The 16,738-nt window shown below is 57.6% G+C and carries 18 protein-coding genes; 15 read left to right on the top strand and 3 right to left on the bottom strand.

Annotated features, from left to right (window positions below):
* The first annotated feature begins 85 nt into the window (after positions 1 to 85).
* The gene (locus BLU01_RS25570; protein ID WP_092280709.1) at positions 86 to 679 is read left to right on the top strand and encodes a TetR/AcrR family transcriptional regulator; all 594 of its coding nucleotides are present in this window, start codon (positions 86 to 88) and stop codon (positions 677 to 679) included.
* On the opposite strand, the gene BLU01_RS25565 is transcribed toward BLU01_RS25570, so the two are convergent.
* Positions 676 to 1,251 carry a TetR/AcrR family transcriptional regulator gene (locus BLU01_RS25565; protein ID WP_092280707.1) on the bottom strand — a complete coding sequence of 192 codons (576 nt, stop codon included), beginning with the start codon at positions 1,249 to 1,251 and terminating at the stop codon, positions 676 to 678. The two genes, BLU01_RS25570 and BLU01_RS25565, sit on opposite strands and share 4 nt — an antisense overlap.
* A 105-nt stretch (positions 1,252 to 1,356) precedes the next feature.
* Here BLU01_RS25565 and BLU01_RS25560 point away from each other — a divergent pair, with 105 nt between their 5' ends.
* The 5 genes from BLU01_RS25560 (at position 1,357) to BLU01_RS25540 (ending at position 6,711) form a co-directional block, all read left to right on the top strand.
* Positions 1,357 to 2,238: an NmrA family NAD(P)-binding protein gene (locus BLU01_RS25560; protein ID WP_092280705.1), complete on the top strand. Its 882-nt coding sequence runs from the start codon at positions 1,357 to 1,359 to the stop codon at positions 2,236 to 2,238.
* Positions 2,239 to 2,432: 194 nt separating this feature from the next.
* A complete protein-coding gene (locus BLU01_RS25555) occupies positions 2,433 to 3,500 on the top strand; it encodes an alpha/beta fold hydrolase (protein ID WP_157720190.1) in 1,068 nt (355 codons plus the stop codon).
* Between the two features lie 143 nt (positions 3,501 to 3,643).
* Entirely contained in the window at positions 3,644 to 4,393 is a 750-nt protein-coding gene (locus BLU01_RS25550) for an SDR family NAD(P)-dependent oxidoreductase (RefSeq protein ID WP_092280701.1), read from the top strand.
* A gap of 48 nt (positions 4,394 to 4,441) precedes the next feature.
* Positions 4,442 to 5,188 carry an SDR family NAD(P)-dependent oxidoreductase gene (locus tag BLU01_RS25545; RefSeq protein WP_092280699.1) on the top strand — a complete coding sequence of 249 codons (747 nt, stop codon included), beginning with the start codon at positions 4,442 to 4,444 and terminating at the stop codon, positions 5,186 to 5,188.
* Between the two features lie 230 nt (positions 5,189 to 5,418).
* Positions 5,419 to 6,711: an MFS transporter gene (locus BLU01_RS25540; protein WP_092280697.1), complete on the top strand. Its 1,293-nt coding sequence runs from the start codon at positions 5,419 to 5,421 to the stop codon at positions 6,709 to 6,711.
* A 162-nt stretch (positions 6,712 to 6,873) separates the two neighbouring features.
* Here BLU01_RS25540 and BLU01_RS25535 read toward each other — a convergent pair whose 3' ends face one another.
* A complete protein-coding gene (locus BLU01_RS25535; protein WP_092280695.1) occupies positions 6,874 to 7,425 on the bottom strand; it encodes a cytochrome b in 552 nt (183 codons plus the stop codon).
* Between the two features lie 204 nt (positions 7,426 to 7,629).
* Between BLU01_RS25535 and BLU01_RS25530 the strand changes: the two genes are divergently transcribed.
* The 7 genes from BLU01_RS25530 to BLU01_RS25500 are packed head-to-tail and all read left to right on the top strand — an operon-like array spanning position 7,630 to position 13,927.
* Positions 7,630 to 8,307 carry a thermostable hemolysin gene (locus BLU01_RS25530; protein WP_092280693.1) on the top strand — a complete coding sequence of 226 codons (678 nt, stop codon included), beginning with the start codon at positions 7,630 to 7,632 and terminating at the stop codon, positions 8,305 to 8,307.
* A complete protein-coding gene (locus BLU01_RS25525; protein ID WP_092280691.1) occupies positions 8,297 to 9,778 on the top strand; it encodes an AMP-binding protein in 1,482 nt (493 codons plus the stop codon). Before BLU01_RS25530 ends, BLU01_RS25525 begins: the two co-directional genes overlap by 11 nt.
* A complete protein-coding gene (locus BLU01_RS25520) occupies positions 9,775 to 10,449 on the top strand; it encodes a TenA family transcriptional regulator (protein ID WP_092280689.1) in 675 nt (224 codons plus the stop codon). The genes BLU01_RS25525 and BLU01_RS25520 overlap by 4 nt, the downstream gene beginning before the upstream one ends.
* Positions 10,436 to 11,245 carry an SDR family oxidoreductase gene (locus tag BLU01_RS25515; RefSeq protein WP_092280687.1) on the top strand — a complete coding sequence of 270 codons (810 nt, stop codon included), beginning with the start codon at positions 10,436 to 10,438 and terminating at the stop codon, positions 11,243 to 11,245. The genes BLU01_RS25520 and BLU01_RS25515 overlap by 14 nt, the downstream gene beginning before the upstream one ends.
* Positions 11,242 to 11,886 (top strand): tetratricopeptide repeat protein, encoded by a 645-nt coding sequence (locus BLU01_RS25510; protein ID WP_092280685.1) that lies wholly within the window; start codon positions 11,242 to 11,244, stop codon positions 11,884 to 11,886. The genes BLU01_RS25515 and BLU01_RS25510 overlap by 4 nt, the downstream gene beginning before the upstream one ends.
* An 11-nt stretch (positions 11,887 to 11,897) precedes the next feature.
* Entirely contained in the window at positions 11,898 to 12,560 is a 663-nt protein-coding gene (locus BLU01_RS25505; protein WP_092280683.1) for a response regulator, read from the top strand.
* Positions 12,557 to 13,927, top strand: coding sequence for an ATP-binding protein (locus BLU01_RS25500; RefSeq protein WP_092280681.1), 1,371 nt, complete (start codon positions 12,557 to 12,559; stop codon positions 13,925 to 13,927). The genes BLU01_RS25505 and BLU01_RS25500 overlap by 4 nt, the downstream gene beginning before the upstream one ends.
* A gap of 123 nt (positions 13,928 to 14,050) precedes the next feature.
* Here the strand turns inward: BLU01_RS25500 and BLU01_RS25495 are convergent, their stop codons facing one another.
* Positions 14,051 to 15,244, bottom strand: a complete 1,194-nt coding sequence (locus tag BLU01_RS25495) for an MFS transporter (RefSeq protein ID WP_092280679.1) — start codon at positions 15,242 to 15,244, stop codon at positions 14,051 to 14,053.
* A 267-nt stretch (positions 15,245 to 15,511) separates the two neighbouring features.
* Here BLU01_RS25495 and BLU01_RS25490 point away from each other — a divergent pair, with 267 nt between their 5' ends.
* Positions 15,512 to 16,432 carry a LysR family transcriptional regulator gene (locus tag BLU01_RS25490; RefSeq protein WP_092280677.1) on the top strand — a complete coding sequence of 307 codons (921 nt, stop codon included), beginning with the start codon at positions 15,512 to 15,514 and terminating at the stop codon, positions 16,430 to 16,432.
* Positions 16,433 to 16,481: 49 nt separating this feature from the next.
* Complete coding sequence (locus BLU01_RS25485; protein WP_092280675.1) at positions 16,482 to 16,730, top strand: hypothetical protein; 249 nt, start codon at positions 16,482 to 16,484, stop codon at positions 16,728 to 16,730.
* Positions 16,731 to 16,738: the final 8 nt, after the last annotated feature.

The following is a 16,738-nucleotide window of genomic DNA, read 5'->3' as shown; positions in this document are numbered from 1 at the left end:
ACCTATCATAGTGATCGCCCGCAAAAGTATCCATTCTATTGGAGGCGATCACAATGAATGGATCAGTGTAGTTCAGGAGTGATGCGTGAAGGTTTCAAAAGAACAAAATGCTTACAACCGTGAAGCGCTCATTTCAGCGGCTTCCAGCCTGTTCCAGACACAGGGCTTCGCCGCCACTGGCGTCGCGCAAATCAGCGAAGAGGCGGGACTGACCCAAGGTGGTTTTTACGGACATTTTAAATCTAAGAGCCTGTTGGTCGAAGCTGCTTGCCGGAAAGCAATGGCCAACGGTCGCGACTCATGGCGCGCCATGATGGGGCCGGCTGCGAACGACTTGGAAACGCTAATTGACGCCTATGTGTCCCCCGAGCACGTCGAGGCCGTCGCTGAGGGCTGTCCGATGGCTGCTTATACATGCGAAATCAAAAGTCAGGATGAAGCCATCCAAAACACTTTTACTCACGGTTTTGAGGACATGGTCGCAATCCTCCAGGAAGTGCTGGCTCGGGATTTCGCGGATGAAACTGCTCGCCGCGAAGCATTGTTTTTCATGTGCAGTATGGTCGGCAGTGTCGCCATCGCGCGGGCGACCAAAACCACGAACCCTCTGCTTGCTGATGAAATCATTGCGGCAACTAGAGAGAATCTGAAGGCGGTTGCCAACTCAGCCGGTTCCTAAGCATCTGACAGCTCGGCGTGAGTCAGATGACTTACCGCTGTCTCCAGAATTTCAGCTGACAGCGCCGGGCGCGATGCCATTCTCGACAAGGTGAGCGCCCCCATCATCGTGCACATCGCGACGAGTGCACGAGCGCGTTCCGACTCGCCTTTCTCAGATTTGGACTGAGCGACCAATAACTCGATGATCCTTTCCAGACCTTGGGTCGCGACCTGCTTTACCTGCTCGTTGCTCCGGACCAGTTCACTCCCAAGCGCTGCATAGGGGCAGCTTTGCTCCAAGGCATCCCGGTGTAGAGGCGAAAGGTAATGGCCTACGATTGCATCAAAGCCTCCGTCGTCAGCGACCTTCTCCAGCTCTGACATCAGTCCGTCAACTGCTGCGCCGCATGCCTCTGCCACGACCTGATCCTTGGATTGAAAGTGGCGGTAGAAGCCGCCGTGCGTCAGGCCCGCCGCAGACATCAAACCAGAAAGTCCCGTCCCGCCAATACCGTTCTTGCGAAACTCGACGCTGGCAGCATCAACGATTCGTTGCCGGGTCTCGCTGGTTTCCTGCCGTGATTTGCGCATGCCAAAAATCCTGATCAATGGTGTTTGACTTAGATGTTACTTAACATCTATATTTATGACGAGCGTAATATTTAACCTTTCGCACCATAACCTGAGGCTACCAACATGACGCAAGCTACTATTCTCGTAACAGGCGCTACTGGGTACACCGGTCGTAGAACTGTCGAAATCCTCACCTCTAAAGGTGTTCCGGTCAGGGCCCTGGTGCACAAAGAAGATGAACGTTCGGCAGAGCTTCGTGCCATGGGCGCCGAAGTGGTGCTCGGTGATCTGCTGGATTTGAACGCCGTGCGCAGCGCACTTGAAGGTATTCGCACAGCGTACTTCGTATACCCAATTACCCCAGGCTTGATTGATGCGACCGCTCGTTTCGCCCAAGCAGCGAAGGAAGCCGGCGTCGAAGCCGTCGTCAACATGTCGCAGATTTCCGCGAGACGCGAAGCCAAGAGCAATGCGGCGCTTGATCATTGGACTGCGGAGCGGGTCTTCGATTGGTCAGGACTGGCAATGACTCACTTACGCCCAACCTATTTTGCACAGTGGCTGATCTACCCTCATTTCCGCTCGCACATCCTGGAAAAAGGTGAGATCCGCCTACCGTTTGGTGAAGGCCGGCACGCCCCAATCGCCGCTGAGGATCAAGCCCGTCTGATTGCCGCCATTCTCGAAAATCCGAGCCAACATGAAGGCCAAACCTACACCCTGCATGGCCCTACCGAGTTGAATCAGCAAGGTGTCGCCGACGCTATCGGCGAGGTGCTGGGGCGCAAGATCGCCTATCAGCAAATCAGCCTTGAAGAATACAAACACGAACTGCTTGAAGCAGGTTTACCTCCATTCGTCGTTCAACATCTGGTCGAAGTAGCGTTGGATTACCAGCATGGTGTGTTCGAAGGCGAAGACAAGATCATTCGAGAAGTCACCGGACAAGCGCCAATGACTGTGCAAGAGTTCGTCACTCTTCACAAAGATCTATTCGACGTATGAAGACGGTGAGTTGAGCCTGTGTCATGCACGGGCTCATCCTCTCTGAAAAACTTCGCGCTTGATCACGTTGATCGCGGGGCGCCCCGATGACGACGTTCTGCCTTGACACATTCATAGTGACCGCCTTCAATAAATCATGAAGGCTATTGCTCGTTATCTGTTGCTGAGCAATCGCAGGTGCTGCTGGATTTCCATTGAACTGGAAACCCATTCCCAAGTGGCTGATTTGCACGGGAACAAAACGGGGAATAAAAATGAAAAGCCTCAAGCGCAGTGAGTTGTCACGCCGCGACGTACTCAAGCAATCCATGCTCTTGGCCGCAGCAATGGCGGCGATCAATCATGGCTCCGCTTGGGCAGCCACTTCAGAGTCGCCGGCACCTCCCAGTAACCCAAAACTCGCATCAGGTTTCACTGAAAAAATTGTATTGAGGGAAAACCATCGAATCTACGTTCGCGACTATCCCGGCAAAGAACCTGCTTATGTCCTTCTGCATGGCTTTCCCGATAACTGTCGTATCTATGAAGACTTGGCCCCACGTCTGAGCGCCGCTGGCAGACGCGTCATCGCTTTCGATTTTCTTGGCTTCGGCGCGTCCGACAAACCAACAAACTTCCGCTACGACTTTGAACAGCAATTGGCCGACTTCAACGCTGTAGTCAATGATCTAAAATTGAATTCAGTCATCCCGGTTGGGCACGACGCAGGGGGGCCGGCAGCGGTTAACTTCGCATTGGACAATCAGGACCGCGTTGCCTCTCTCGTACTGCTCAACTGTTATTACGCAAACGCCTCAGTATTGGCCTTTCCCGACTTCATTGAACTGTGCTGCAATCCGAAAACCAAGCTTTTGGCCCACGCGATGATGACGGACCCTAAGCAAGCAGCTTACCTCTTCAATTTTCAGCAGGGCCTACTGCTGGCCAACATGACGCCGGCAATGAGGACGCGCTTCGAAACGGTGTTGCAACCTATCATTGCGCACAACTTCACCCAGCAGCCGAGTGCAATGCCCGCTTTTTTGGCCATGACCGGGAAAGCGTACGCAAACCTTGCGGCAAATGACCGGCGCCTTCCTGAACTGGCTAAATTCAATAAGCCGGTCAAACTGATCTGGGGTGGTCTGGACAAATACCTCAACACGGCCGTCGCTAAAGATATCGCCAGCCATTGCCCTCACGCGACGCTGACGACACTCGATGCAGAACATTGGCCGCAGTTCGATCTGCCTGACGAGGTCGCCAAGCACATGTTGGCCTGACCTTACCCTGTTCATGTCATGCTGATTTATTCCGCCTATCGATAGGTTTTATCGTGGCTCGGGCAATTATCGCCCGCCCTTCTCCCGGTTATTTTTGGCTCAAGACTCATCAACTAATGTCTTCAGCCATTACGGGATTCAGCATGACAAAATTATTTACGGGCAAAGTCGCCTTGGTAACTGGCGGGTCGCGCGGCTTAGGCGCGGCGACCGCCAAGGCCCTCGCCGAGCAAGGCGCAGACGTAGCCATCAGTTACGTGTTCGCCGAAGAGCAGGCACTCAACGTGATCGAGTACGTGACTGCTCAAGGCGTGCGAGGCGAAGCATTTCAAGCGGATCAGGCGGACGTCGACGCCGCGCAATCGCTCATTGATCGAGTAATGGCCAAGTTCGGCCGTATCGACATCCTCATCAACAACGCCTCCATCGATCAGCTGGGCAGAGTCGATGATCCCGCCCGCGATGCCGAAGCATTCGATCGCTTCTGGGCCGTTACGCTTTCGGGGTTCATGGCCACTGTGCGTGCGGCGTCCAAAGTACTCAGCGATCAGGGCCGAATCGTGATGATCGGTTCTAACCTGGGCAACCGACCTGGCATGTCGGGTATCGCCGATCTCGCGGCCTTGCGTGCAGCCATCGATGGCTATTCCAGAGGGGTCGCCCGAGACCTTGCCGAGCGCAACATCACCGTTAACGTGGTGCACGCTGGGTTTATGAAAACCGACCTCAACGCGCATCTGCGCGACGCTTTGGCGCCTTTGGTAGAGCGCTTGTGTTTCCCGCGATTTGGCCGACTGGAAGAAGTCGTTGCACCCATTCTCTTTCTAGCCAGCCCTGCCGCGTCCTACATCACTGGCACGATCATCGATGCCGATGGCGGCTACAACATCTAGTCGCCGCAGCACGCGGATGGCTCGGCTGAAATCACTGGGGAATACAGCATGAAAAAACTTGAAGGGAAAATTGCACTCGTCACCGGTGGCACCTCTGGCATTGGTTTGGCGACAGCACGCTTGCTGGTCGAAGAAGGCGCGCACGTATTCATCACGGGTCGTCGTCAGGCTAATCTGGATGAGGCTGTCCGTTCGATCGGTCGCAATGTGACAGGGGTCCAGGGCGACACGAGTAATCTTGATGACGTGGATCGGTTGTTTAGACTCATCACCGAAGAGAAAGGCCGGCTCGACATGGTGTTTTCCAATGCGGCAGCTCAAGCCAGCGCGCCGTTGGGTGCGATAGACATCGAGCAGTACAATCGTGTTTTTGACGTAAACGTGCGCGGCACTTTGTTTACCGTGCAGGGCGCTTTACCGTTGTTGTCGGACGGCGCTTCCGTTCTGCTGATGGCATCCGTTGCTGGGTCAAAAGGCAACCCAGGTCGAAGCATCTACGGAGCTTCGAAGGCGGCGGTTCGATCATTTGCACGGTCGTGGGCCAATGACCTCAAGTCTCGGAACATCCGTGTTAACGCGATTAGTCCTGGCCCCACCGATACTCCCGCATTCGATTCACCGGGAGGAGCCGAGCAGACCGCTCAGATCAAGACCCGGATTGCATCGACCATCCCCCTAGGTCGAATGGCCCGTTCTGAAGAAATCGCCAAAGCAGCCGTTTTCCTACTTTCCGACGACAGTAGCTTCACCACGGGCTCGGAAATGTTCGTGGATGGTGGCTTCACCCAAATCTAGAGTGCTCCCGGCCGAGCGGCCTTTAGACTCTAGGGTTCTCAGCGACCTTCCAGGTCTTATCCCGCCCCTCGCACTAGTTACTGGAGTATTAGGGGCGGACTGCTCGTGCTTACAAGAAAGAATTTCGGCAATAAGTTACAGCCAGAGCCATTGACGGGTTTGCTATCAACCTAAACAAGCCTCCTGACCGTTCTTTTTTTAATCTCCAAGTGGAAATTTCAGAGGTACCTATGCTTTCAGTATGGCTCTCCAATCTCCTCACTCGACGAGGATCCCACTATGCCTGGGCCATGGTCGCCGTGACATTTTTGGCTGCCTTGGTAAGTGCCGCAGCAGTAGGTGCGCCTGGCATCTTCATCGTACCGATGCAGATGGAATTTGGCTGGAACACTACGGAGATCTCGTCAGCACTTTCGATTCGATTTGTCTTGTTTGGTCTGACGGCTCCGTTCGCTGCTGCATTGATGAGCAAATACGGGCCGCGCAATGTCACGGTCGCAGCAATCACCTTAATAATGACCTGCCTCCTTGTGTCGCTCAATATGACGAAGGTCTGGCAGTTAGTTGCATTATGGGGTGTGGGTGTTGGCGTAGGCGCCGGCATGACCGCCCTTGTACTGGGTGCAGTGGTAGCGTCCCGCTGGTTTGAACACCGCAGAGGTCTTGTGATCGGTGTATTGACCGCGAGCAACGCGACAGGCCAGCTTGTTTTCATGCCGCTGCTCGCAACCATCACCGAACATCATGGCTGGCGTTGGGCGCTCGTTGTACTCTCTGCGCTGCTTGCCTTGGCTGCGTTCGCAGTACTCATGTTCATGCGTGACCGCCCGAGCGATCTAGGTCTGCGGCCTTACGGCAACACGAGCACTGATCCAATCGTTACGCCAGTCGCAAGTGGTGAGTCAGTGTTTATGGCGACTCTGCATACGCTGCGCGATGCATCCAAGACGCGTGTGTTCTGGATTTTGTTCGCCACCTTTTTTATCTGTGGCGCGAGTACCGCTGGTTTGGTTCAGGTGCACCTGATTCCATTGTGCGGCGACTTCGGTATTAACCAGATTCAAGCTTCAGGTCTACTCGCAGCCATGGGCGTGTTCGACCTGATCGGCACTGTTCTTTCGGGATGGCTCTCAGACCGTTACGACAGCCGGCACCTGCTGTTCTGGTACTACGGACTGCGCGGGCTTTCGCTGATCGCATTACCGTACACAGACTTCACGATCTTCGGCTTGTCGGTCTTCGCGATGTTCTACGGCCTCGACTGGATCGCAACAGTCCCACCTACAGTACGCCTCACCGTCAACAAGTTCGGGCCAGAGCGTGCTGGCTTGGTGTTTGGATGGGTATTCGCAGGCCATCAAATAGGTGCTGCGGTAGCTGCTTACGGTGCAGGGTGGTCCCGAGTAAATCTGCTGAGCTACCTGCCAGCGTTTTTCACAGCTGGTGTACTGTGCTTGTTTGCTGCGGCAATCATCATGACCATCAGGCAGACGAAACCTGCATCTGAGTTCGCTACCGCTTGAAATTTCCCAGAGGAGGTGTCCGCTCAGCGAATGCGATTTCGATTTCGTTGAGCTGGCAAACCACCGTGCAAGGCGCCCCAATTGCGCCCGGCGAGCGGCGTCCTGCCGAACGTTAAAAATCCTTCATGCAACACCGTGTAGTCAAACATGTGAAATCTCGCATCAGGACCGGTTTCGCTGAATCAGCATCCGCGTCAGGGTGTTGTCGCGTACCCAGTAGTGATGAAACAACCCGGCGGCGGCGTGTAAGCCGATCAACCAGTAACCCGAGCTGCCGATCAGTTCGTGCCAATACTTGAGCTGCTTGGCCAAGTCGGGGTCAACCGTGATCGGCGCGGGTATATGGAAGCCGAAGTATGGAAACGGTTTGTCGCCGGCGGCGAGCATCAGCCAGGCCAGCAGCGGAGTGGCGATCATCAACGCATACAGGGCCAGGTGCGTCAGGTGCGAGATTACGCTCTGCCAGGCCGGAGGTTTTGGTGTGATCGGCGGACGGGGCGTCAGGCGACCGAGCAGGCGCAACCACACCAGTACGAAGATGCTCGCGCCGAACAGGCCATGAAGTCCCATGAGCAGGCCGCGCAGTTCCGAGCCTCGGGCCACGTAGCCCTTGATCTCGACGCACGCATACACGCCGATAAACAACGCCAGCATCAACCAATGCAAGGTTATCGACAGTTTTCCATAACGGTTTACGGCGGTAGTGCGGGTCATAAGCGCCTCGAAATTATCATGAGCGACAGCCAAGTCTTTCAGCCGTTTGCATTCGGTTGCCGGGCAAACCGACGGGGCCACCCTGCCCTCTTAGTCTTAAGACAGTCTGAAGACCGTCGGTTCATAAAGCTTTTCTACCTTCAGACTTCGTTAAGAAATGGTTCGGATACTCGACTCAACCCTATTGAGAAAGGCGTTCCGCCCATGCCCCATTCTGACTGGAACATCCCTTTACCCTTGCACTTCGGCCAGACCGAAACTCCACAGATGCGTCTCTCGAGCGCTCTGTCGGGCGACGATCAACGCCTGCGGTTCGAGGCGTTCATCCAACAGCGCTTTCGCAAGGCCCACGGTGCCGACATCCGTCACTTCATGCCCGAATTGTTTGGTGTGCACAACAGTGACGGGCAGTTGTGTGCGGTAGCCGGGGTGCGCCGTGCACATATCGAACCGCTGTTTCTGGAGCGTTATCTGGATGAGCCGATCGGAACGCTGATCAGTGCCGCATCTGACCGTCAGGTGCAGCGGGACGCCATTGTCGAAGTCGGCAACCTCGCCGCCAGCGACACCGGCAGCGCACGCCTGAGCATCATCGCCATCACCTACTTGCTGGGCATGGGCGGCCTGGAATGGGTGACGTTCACCGGCAACATCGGGCTGGTCAACAGCTTCCACCGTCTCGGTCTGCAACCCGTCACATTGTGCGCCGCCGATCCGGAGCGCCTGGGTGACGAGCGTCAACACTGGGGCAGTTATTACGAAAGCAAACCGTGGGTGCACGTCGGCAACATCCGCGCCGGGTTTATCCATTTGCGCAACATCGGCCTGTTTACTCGATTGGGAATGCCGACCTCGATTGAAGGAGCCTGCCATGTCGCTTGAATTGCAACGCTTCCAGGAAACCTTGCGCAGCCATGCCCGGCGTAATGACAACACCACCGCACTGTGGGGCGATACGTTCAAGCTTGATTACGCCACCGTGTATGCCGAGGTGATGTATCGCCAGGAGCGCTTACGCGACGAGCAGGTGAAAGTCGTAGCCCTGGCGTTGGAGAACGGCGTCGAAGCGCTGCTGTGGGATCTGGCCATCCTGTTCGAAGGCTTGACCTGCGTGACGCTGCCGCCGTTTTTCAGCCCGGCACAACGTGCCCATTGCCTGGAGCAAAGTCAGGCCGAACGGGTGATTGCCGAGTCAGAGCTGGAGGCCGAATTGCTCACCGCAGGTTATGAAAAACGCGGCGAATTCTGGTGCCGCAGCTTCAGTGGTCCCAACCGCATGCCGGCGCTGACCAGCAAACTAACCTTCACCTCTGGAACCACCGGCACCCCGAAAGGCGTGTGTTTGAGCGCCGAAAGTCTGCTGCGGGTAGCGCGGGCGCTGAATCAGGCCAGCAAACCCAGCGATCCACAGCACCATGTGGCGCTGTTGCCGCTCGCGATTTTGTTGGAAAACCTCGGCTGTTATGCGGCGCTGTATGCCGGTGCGACGCTGAGCCTGCCCAGTCAGAAAACTCTGGGCATTCAGGGTGCCAGCGGCGTCGATGTGCCGCGCCTGCTCAGTTACCTGGCCAGTCGAGCACCGCACAGTCTGATCCTGGTGCCACAGTTGCTGTCGTTGCTGGTCAGCGCCGCCGAACAGCAAGCCTTCAATCCACGAACACTGCGTTTTGCCGCGGTGGGTGGGGCACGGGTTGCAGAGGACTTGCTGCGCCGCGCGCAACGCGTCGGTCTTGCGGTCTACGAAGGTTACGGCCTCTCGGAATGCGCTTCGGTGGTGTGCCTCAATCGCCCCGGCGCTCAGCGCCCGGGCAGTGTCGGCCGGCCCCTGCCCCACGTCGAGATACGACTGGCCGACGACGGCGAAGTGCTGATAAAGGGCTCGACCTTGCTCGGCTATCTCGGCGAACCGTCGTGCGCCGAAGAATGGTGGCCGAGCGGTGATCTCGGCGAGTTCGACGAGCAAGGTTTTCTCTACCTCAAGGGCCGCAAAAAGCATCAGTTCGTTACCAGCTTCGGGCGCAACGTCAACCCGGACTGGGTCGAATCCGAACTCACCCAGCGCCGCGACATCGCCCAGGCATTCGTCTATGGCGAGGCGATGCCGCACAACCATGCATTGCTCTGGCCGCACCGCGCCGACTGCAGCAACGCGGAACTGGCTACTGCGGTCGCCGAGGCTAACGCGGCGCTGCCCGATTACGCCCAAGTGCATCGCTGGACACGCCTGCCCCAACCGTTCACTGCCGCCAATGGCTTGCTCACCGCCAATGGCCGCCCGCGCCGCGAGGCCATCGTTGCGCAGTACCACGCACAATTAACCGAATCCATTGTTTCCAGGGAATCCGCATCATGAATTTTTTCGAAACCTTGCAAGAAGCCACGCAGCAGGAACGCCACGAGCTGTTCAATCTGCCGATAATCCTCGATGCCCTGCAAGGCAAGGTCAGTCTTGAGAGCTATCGGGCGTTTCTCGCTCAGGCCTACTACCACGTACGCCACACCGTGCCGTTGATGATGGCCTGCGGTGCTCGTTTGCCGAGCCGGCTAGAGTGGCTGCGCAAAGCAGTGTGCGAGTACATCGAAGATGAATACGGCCACGAGCAGTGGGTGCTCAATGATATTGCCGCGTGTGGCGGAGACCGCGATGCAGTTCGCGATGGCCAGCCGTCGCTGCCAATCGAGCTGATGGTCAGCTACCTCTACGACCTGATCGCCCGTGGCAATCCGGCAGGTCTGTTCGGCATGGTCAACGTGCTGGAAGGCACCAGCATCGCGCTTGCTACTCACGCGGCGGGTAGCATCCGCGCGCGTCTGGCGTTGCCCGAAACTGCTTTCAGCTACTTGAGCTCCCATGGCTCGCTGGACATCGAGCACATGCAGACCTACCGCCGCCTGATGAATCAGTTGGAAGACCCGCAAGACCAAGCGGCAGTGATCCAGGCCTCAAAAGTCGTCTATCGCCTGTACGCCGACATGTTCCGCGGCTTGCCGCGTGTTGCGGAGGCGCAACATGCAGCTGCGTGACGCGCGTGTTGTGTTGACCGGTGCCAGCGGCGGCATCGGTTTGGCCATTGCCGGTGTGCTGTGCGCGGCCGGCGCCCGGGTGCTGGCCGTGGCCCGGCATCAGGAGGCGCTACTGCCGCTGCTTGAGCTGTATCCGCAAAACCTTTGCTGGGTGGCCGCCGACCTGACATTCCTCAGCGACCGCCGCAAAGTGCTGACCGCCGCGCAAACCATCGGGGGCATCAACCTGCTGATCAACGCCGCCGGAGTCAACCACTTCGCCATGCTTGAACAACTCGATGACAGCGAGATCAACGCGATGCTGGCGGTGAATGTCAGCGCGCCCATCTGCCTGACCAAACTCCTGCTGCCGCTGCTCAAACAGGCCGACAGTGCCATGGTGGTCAACGTTGGTTCTACCTACGGCTCAATCGGCTACGCCGGTTACGCAAGTTACTGCGCAACCAAGTTCGCCCTGCGCGGATTTTCCGAAGCGTTGCGCCGGGAACTGGCGGACACCCGGGTCAGCGTGTTGTATGTCGCGCCACGCTCCACTAGCACGTCGATGAACAGCACCGCAGCGCAAGCCTTGAACGATGCACTGAAAGCCACTGTCGACGATCCGCAAACCGTGGCCACAGCGGTGACCCAGGCGATTGCCGGCGACCGCCGCGACTTGTATCTGGGCTGGCCCGAACGCTTCTTTGTACGCCTCAACAACCTGCTGCCGCATCTGGTCGATCGTGGCCTGCGCAAGCATCTGCCACTGATCCGCCATCTCAGTGAAAAACCTGCCAACGAGTCTTCAAAACCATGAGAAAACTTTCCGCATGCCTGCTGTTGGCCGCCCTGAGTCAAAGCGCTTGGGCGATGGACACCGCCGATCAACAACGCCTCAGTCGCATCCAGCAAAGTTGGGCGCACATCCAGTACGAAGTGGTGGAAAAACAGCGCGCCGCTGCTTTCGAACAACTTTCAACGCAAGCAATTCAGTTCACCAACGAGCGACCGACCTTGGCCGAGGCATGGATCTGGAAAGGGATCGTCACTAGCAGTTGGGCCGGTGCCGAGGGCGGCCTCGGCGCGTTGGGCAAAGCGAAGGATGCCAAGGCGGATCTGGAAAAATCGCTGTCCCTGGATCCCAAAGCCTTGCAGGGGTCGGCATACACCAGTCTCGCCGCGCTGTATGACCGAGTGCCGGGCTGGCCGATCGGTTTCGGCGACAGCGACAAAGCCGAGCAACTGCTCAAGCAAGCGCTGCAACTCAATCCCGAGGGCATTGACAGCCTGTACTTCTGGGGCGATCACCTCTACCGTGAAAAACGCTACGCTGAAGCGAAAGCGGCGCTGCAAAAAGCCCTGCAAGCCGCACCGCGTCCAGGCCGGGAAACTGCCGACGCCGGACGCCGCAAAGAGATTGCGGCACTGCTGGTGGATGTGACCAAGAAACTCGACTGACAGGAGTCCGCGTGCGTTTATTACTGATTGAGGACGACGTGGCACTCGGTGAAGGCATTCATCAGGCGTTGGGGCGTGAAGGCTATACCGTCGACTGGCTCAAGGACGGCAGCAGTGCGTTGCATGCGTTGCTCAGTGAGACTTTCGACGTGGCAGTGCTCGATCTCGGTTTGCCGCGCATGGATGGCCTCCAAGTGCTGCGCCGGTTGCGCGACAGTGGTTCGAACCTGCCGGTGCTGATCCTCACAGCCCGTGATGCCACCGAGGACCGCATCGCCGGGCTGGACGCCGGCGCCGATGACTACCTGATCAAACCTTTCGATCTGGCTGAACTCAAGGCACGGCTGCGCGCCTTGTTGCGCCGCAGCGCCGGCCGCGCCCAGGCACTGATCGAGCACGCGGGAATCTGCCTCAACCCCGTCACCCAGCAGGTCAGCTATCAGGGCCAGCCCGTGGCGCTGACGCCCAAGGAATATCAGTTGCTGCATGAATTGCTCTCGCCGCCGGGGCGGGTGATGACCCGCGATCAATTGATTCAGTTGCTCTACGGCTGGAATGAAGAGGCGGAAAGCAACACCCTTGAAGTGCACATCCATCACTTGCGCAAAAAATTCTCCACCGACCTGATCCGTACGATTCGAGGCGTGGGTTATCTGGTTGAGGAACGTCGATGACTTCGATTCGCCGCCGCACGCTCACCCTGATCATCGGCCTGTTGCTGGCCGGTCTGGCGGTGCTGAGCGTGTTCAACGTGCATGACAGCAACCACGAAATCGCCGAAGTCTATGACGCCCATCTGGCACAGAACGCCCGGTTGCTACAGGGCGTGATGCGCATGCCGATGACAGGTCTGGAGCACGCGCAGTTGTATCAAGCGTTCAATCAGGCCCTCAGCGAAGCGAAGCCGCGAGTCAACGGCCATCCTTACGAGAGCAAACTCGCCTTTCAAGTATGGAACCCCAAGGGTGAAGTGCTGGTACACACCGCCAGCGCACCCTCGTTCATCGCACCGCCGACCCAACCGGGCTTCAGCAATGTGGCGGATTTGAAAGGCCGGCAATGGCGTGCGTTTCTGCTGGAGGACAAACAGAACGACCTGCGCATCTGGGTAGGCGAGCGCGATGACGTTCGCGCTGATCTGGTCGATCGCATCGTCCGGCACACACTGTGGCCGAATGTGCTGGGCAGCCTGATTCTCGCGGGCATGGCCTGGTTGGCCATCGGCTGGGGCCTGAAGCCATTGGCCAACATGGCCGCGACCCTGCGGGCCCGGCACAGCGGCTCGCTGGAGCCGTTGCAACTTTCACCACTGCCCAGCGAACTTGAGCCGATGCAAGCTGCGCTCAACCGCATGCTCGCGCAGATCCAGGAAGTGCTCGGCCGCGAGCGCCGCTTCATCGCCGACGCCGCCCACGAAATGCGCACCCCGCTGGCGGTGCTGCGGGTCCATGCGCAAAATTTGTTGGAGGCAGGCACCGAACAGGAGCGCCGCGAGTCGCTGGAGTTTCTGATTTCGGGTGTTGATCGCACTAGTCGCCTGGTCAACCAGTTGCTGACGATGGCGCGCCTGGAACCCAGGCCTGACCTGCCGCCGCTGCAATGCATCGACATCAGCGAGACCGTGCGCAACAGCCTGGTGCAAATGACGCCGTGGCTGCTGAGCAAACAGCTGGAGCTGACCTTTGAAGACGGCGGGCAACCGTTTCACGTCATGGCCAGCACCGCCGCCATCGATATCGCTCTGAACAACCTGATCACCAACGCCGCCAATTTTTCCCCGGAACACGGCGTGATCACCGTCAGCCTGAGCCAAGCCGACGGCTTCTGCCATTTGAGTGTTGAAGATCAGGGGCCGGGAATTGACGAGCAGGAGTGGGGAAGACTGTTCGAGCGATTTTACAGCCGAGGTAACGCACAGGGGGCGGGGCTCGGGCTGACCATCGTCAATACCATCGCGACGCAGTTGGGTGGGCGCATCACGCTAGTCAACCGAACGGGAGGCGGCTTGCGCGCGACTTTGTCGATTTCCGCCAGCGAATAACCCATCAGGATCAACTGATTTCTCCTGTGTGCCATCTCAGGAGGATGTGACGAAAGGCCCTTCCTGGCTTTGCATAACGGGCGCCTGTGCAAACCCGCACATTCGCCCGCCACCAGCGCATTTTCACGGCAACCGGCGCAAATCCAGTCGCGACACCAGCAGCGCGAGCATCGAAGCCAGCAGCAGCAATACACCACTTGCGATAAACGTAGCCTGGTAACCAACCCCGTCATACAGCACGCCTCCCAGCGTCGCGCCGAAGGTGATGGCCAACTGAATGACCGCGACCATCAGTCCTCCTCCGGTTTCGGCATCGCGTGGCAGTGTGCGTGACAGCCAGGTAAACCAGCCCACCGGCGCGCACGTAGCAATCAGTCCCCAGGCCCCCAGCAAAGCTGCGGTCGCCCACATCTCGTGGCCGACGAGGAGTAGCGCCACGGCAATTGCCGACATTAACAGCGGAATAATCATCAGCACTCGGTAAAGCCTTGTGCCCAGTACCGAGCCGATCAGCATCGTGCCGAGCAAACCGGCCATTCCGATAATCAGCAACAGCAGCGAGAGCCCGGACACGTCTACGCGGGTCACCAACTCCAGAAATGGGCGCAAGTAAGTGAACAACGTGAACTGCCCCATAAACAGCAAGGCCACTGCCGCCATGCCCAGCGCTACTTTGGCGTTCTTCAGCAGCCGAAACACTTGAAGTGCCGAGCCCGATTCGTTTTGGCTGGGCATTTTCGGCAACGTAAACGCTTGCCAGCAGAACGCCAGCGCGGCGAGCGGAACCACGCAGAAAAACGCGCCGCGCCAACCAATCAACCCGCCCATGTAACTGCCGATAGGTGCTGCGACTGCGGTGGCAAGTGCGGTTCCGCCCTGAATCAACGCAATGGCTTTAGGCACAAAGTGCTCGGGAGCAATGCGCATCATGACGGCGGTCGACATCGCCCAGCTGCCGCCAATCGCGATGCCCAAAATGGCCCGGCCGATCATCAGTGTCGAATAGTTCGGAGCGAAGGCCACCAGCGTGCCCGATGCGATCATCAACGCTGTGAGGAAAAGCAATACCGGCCTTCGGTCGAGCCGGCGAATGACTGAAGCGATAAAGAGGCTGGTGACCACCGCGAACAGTCCGGAAATGGAAATGGCCTGTCCGGCCTGCCCTTCTGTCAGTGCAAGATCCGTCGCAAGCGGCGTGAGCAAGCTCACCGGCAAAAACTCCGAAGTCACCAATGCGAAAGCGCCCAGCGACATCGCCAGGACTGCTCCCCACACCTGTCGATCGACTGCTTGGAGGGGTAAGGTGGTGGTGCTCATCTAGCTTTCTCCAACACGAAAAACTCCCATACAAAAAGCTCCAATACGAAAAGCTCCGATCCCGACAAACAACACGAGGCGTCAGAATCGTTTCTGCCGCTATAAGTGCTGATCTATTTACGAGTACGGATCAGCAAGTCCTATGCCCCTACCTGCGACCACAGATGAGGCTTGCCCTATTCTCTGGGAATACGTCATGCTTGATAAGCTAATGAAATGTTGTAGAAGTTATTAGCCTGGCTAATCAATCAAGGTAAGCGGATTTCTATGCCACGCCATAATCTGAACGACCTTCTGGCCTTCGTGACCGTCGCCAGAGAAGGCAGTTTTACCCGCGCGGCCGCGCACTTGGGTGTCACCCAGTCGGCCCTGAGCCAGACGGTTTCCGGGCTGGAAAAACGACTGGAGATTCGCCTGCTCACACGCACCACGCGCAGTGTTTCGCCGACCAGTGCTGGCGAGCGCCTGATGCACGCCATCGGTCATCGGTTCGACGAGATCGAATCCGAGCTGGATGCTTTGACGGAGCTTCGCGACAAGCCTGCCGGCACCGTGCGTATTACCTGCGGCGATTTTGCCCTGAGGACCGTCCTGCTTCCGCGACTGACGCCCCTGCTCTTGGACTACCCGGACATCAAGGTTGAGTTTGATATCAACTATGGCTTCCGCGATATCGTGGCTGACCGCTTTGACGCGGGCATCAGGTTTGGTGACACGGTCGATAAAGACATGATCGCCGTGCCAATCGGCCCCGAAGTGCGGATGGCTGCCGTGGCATCACCGGCCTATTTCGCCCGCAACGGCATGCCGAAAAAGCCACAGGATCTGGTCAATCACACGTGCATCGACATACGTTTTCCAACACTTGGCGGCGTTGACGCCTGGGAATTTGAAAAGCGTGGTCGCAAGATCAATGTGCGCGTTACTGGCCAGATCATTGTGAACACCAGCGCGCATGTTCCGGCAGCGGCCGTGAACGGCTTGGGCATCGCTTACTTACCGGAGGAAGAGTTTGCCCCGCATATAGAGGAAGGTCGTTTAATACGCGTATTGGAAGATTGGTGCCCACTGTTCTCGGGTTATCACTTGTACTACCCGAGCCGACGCTTGCCGACGCCGGCGTTCTCTTTAGTTCTGAATGCGCTTAGAGAATCCGAGAACAACCGGGACAGCGTTTTGCGCCGATAAACACCTGAATGCCTCGCTACTTGAACACTTACCAGGGACGTAAAACCAAATGCCAGATCTGATCCAAAACCTCACCGGCCCCCGAACCGCTCAACAAGAGCTCTTCTACGATCTTGAAGACAGCGCTTCAATCATTGGCTGGGCGGTCAATCAACTCAGCACCATGGCTCAAACCACCACGGACGGAAACGCCCCGGCGCTGACAAAAATCTGCGAATTGCTCCTCGCCGAACAAAACAAACTGAGCCGTTATGCAGATGAGGTGAAGGCGGGATCGATTCTGCGCACAGTCGATTGACCCGCCCT

The organism is Pseudomonas prosekii (assembly GCF_900105155.1).
Classification (GTDB): domain Bacteria; phylum Pseudomonadota; class Gammaproteobacteria; order Pseudomonadales; family Pseudomonadaceae; genus Aquipseudomonas; species Aquipseudomonas prosekii.
This window is presented reverse-complemented; position numbering and strand designations above follow the sequence as displayed.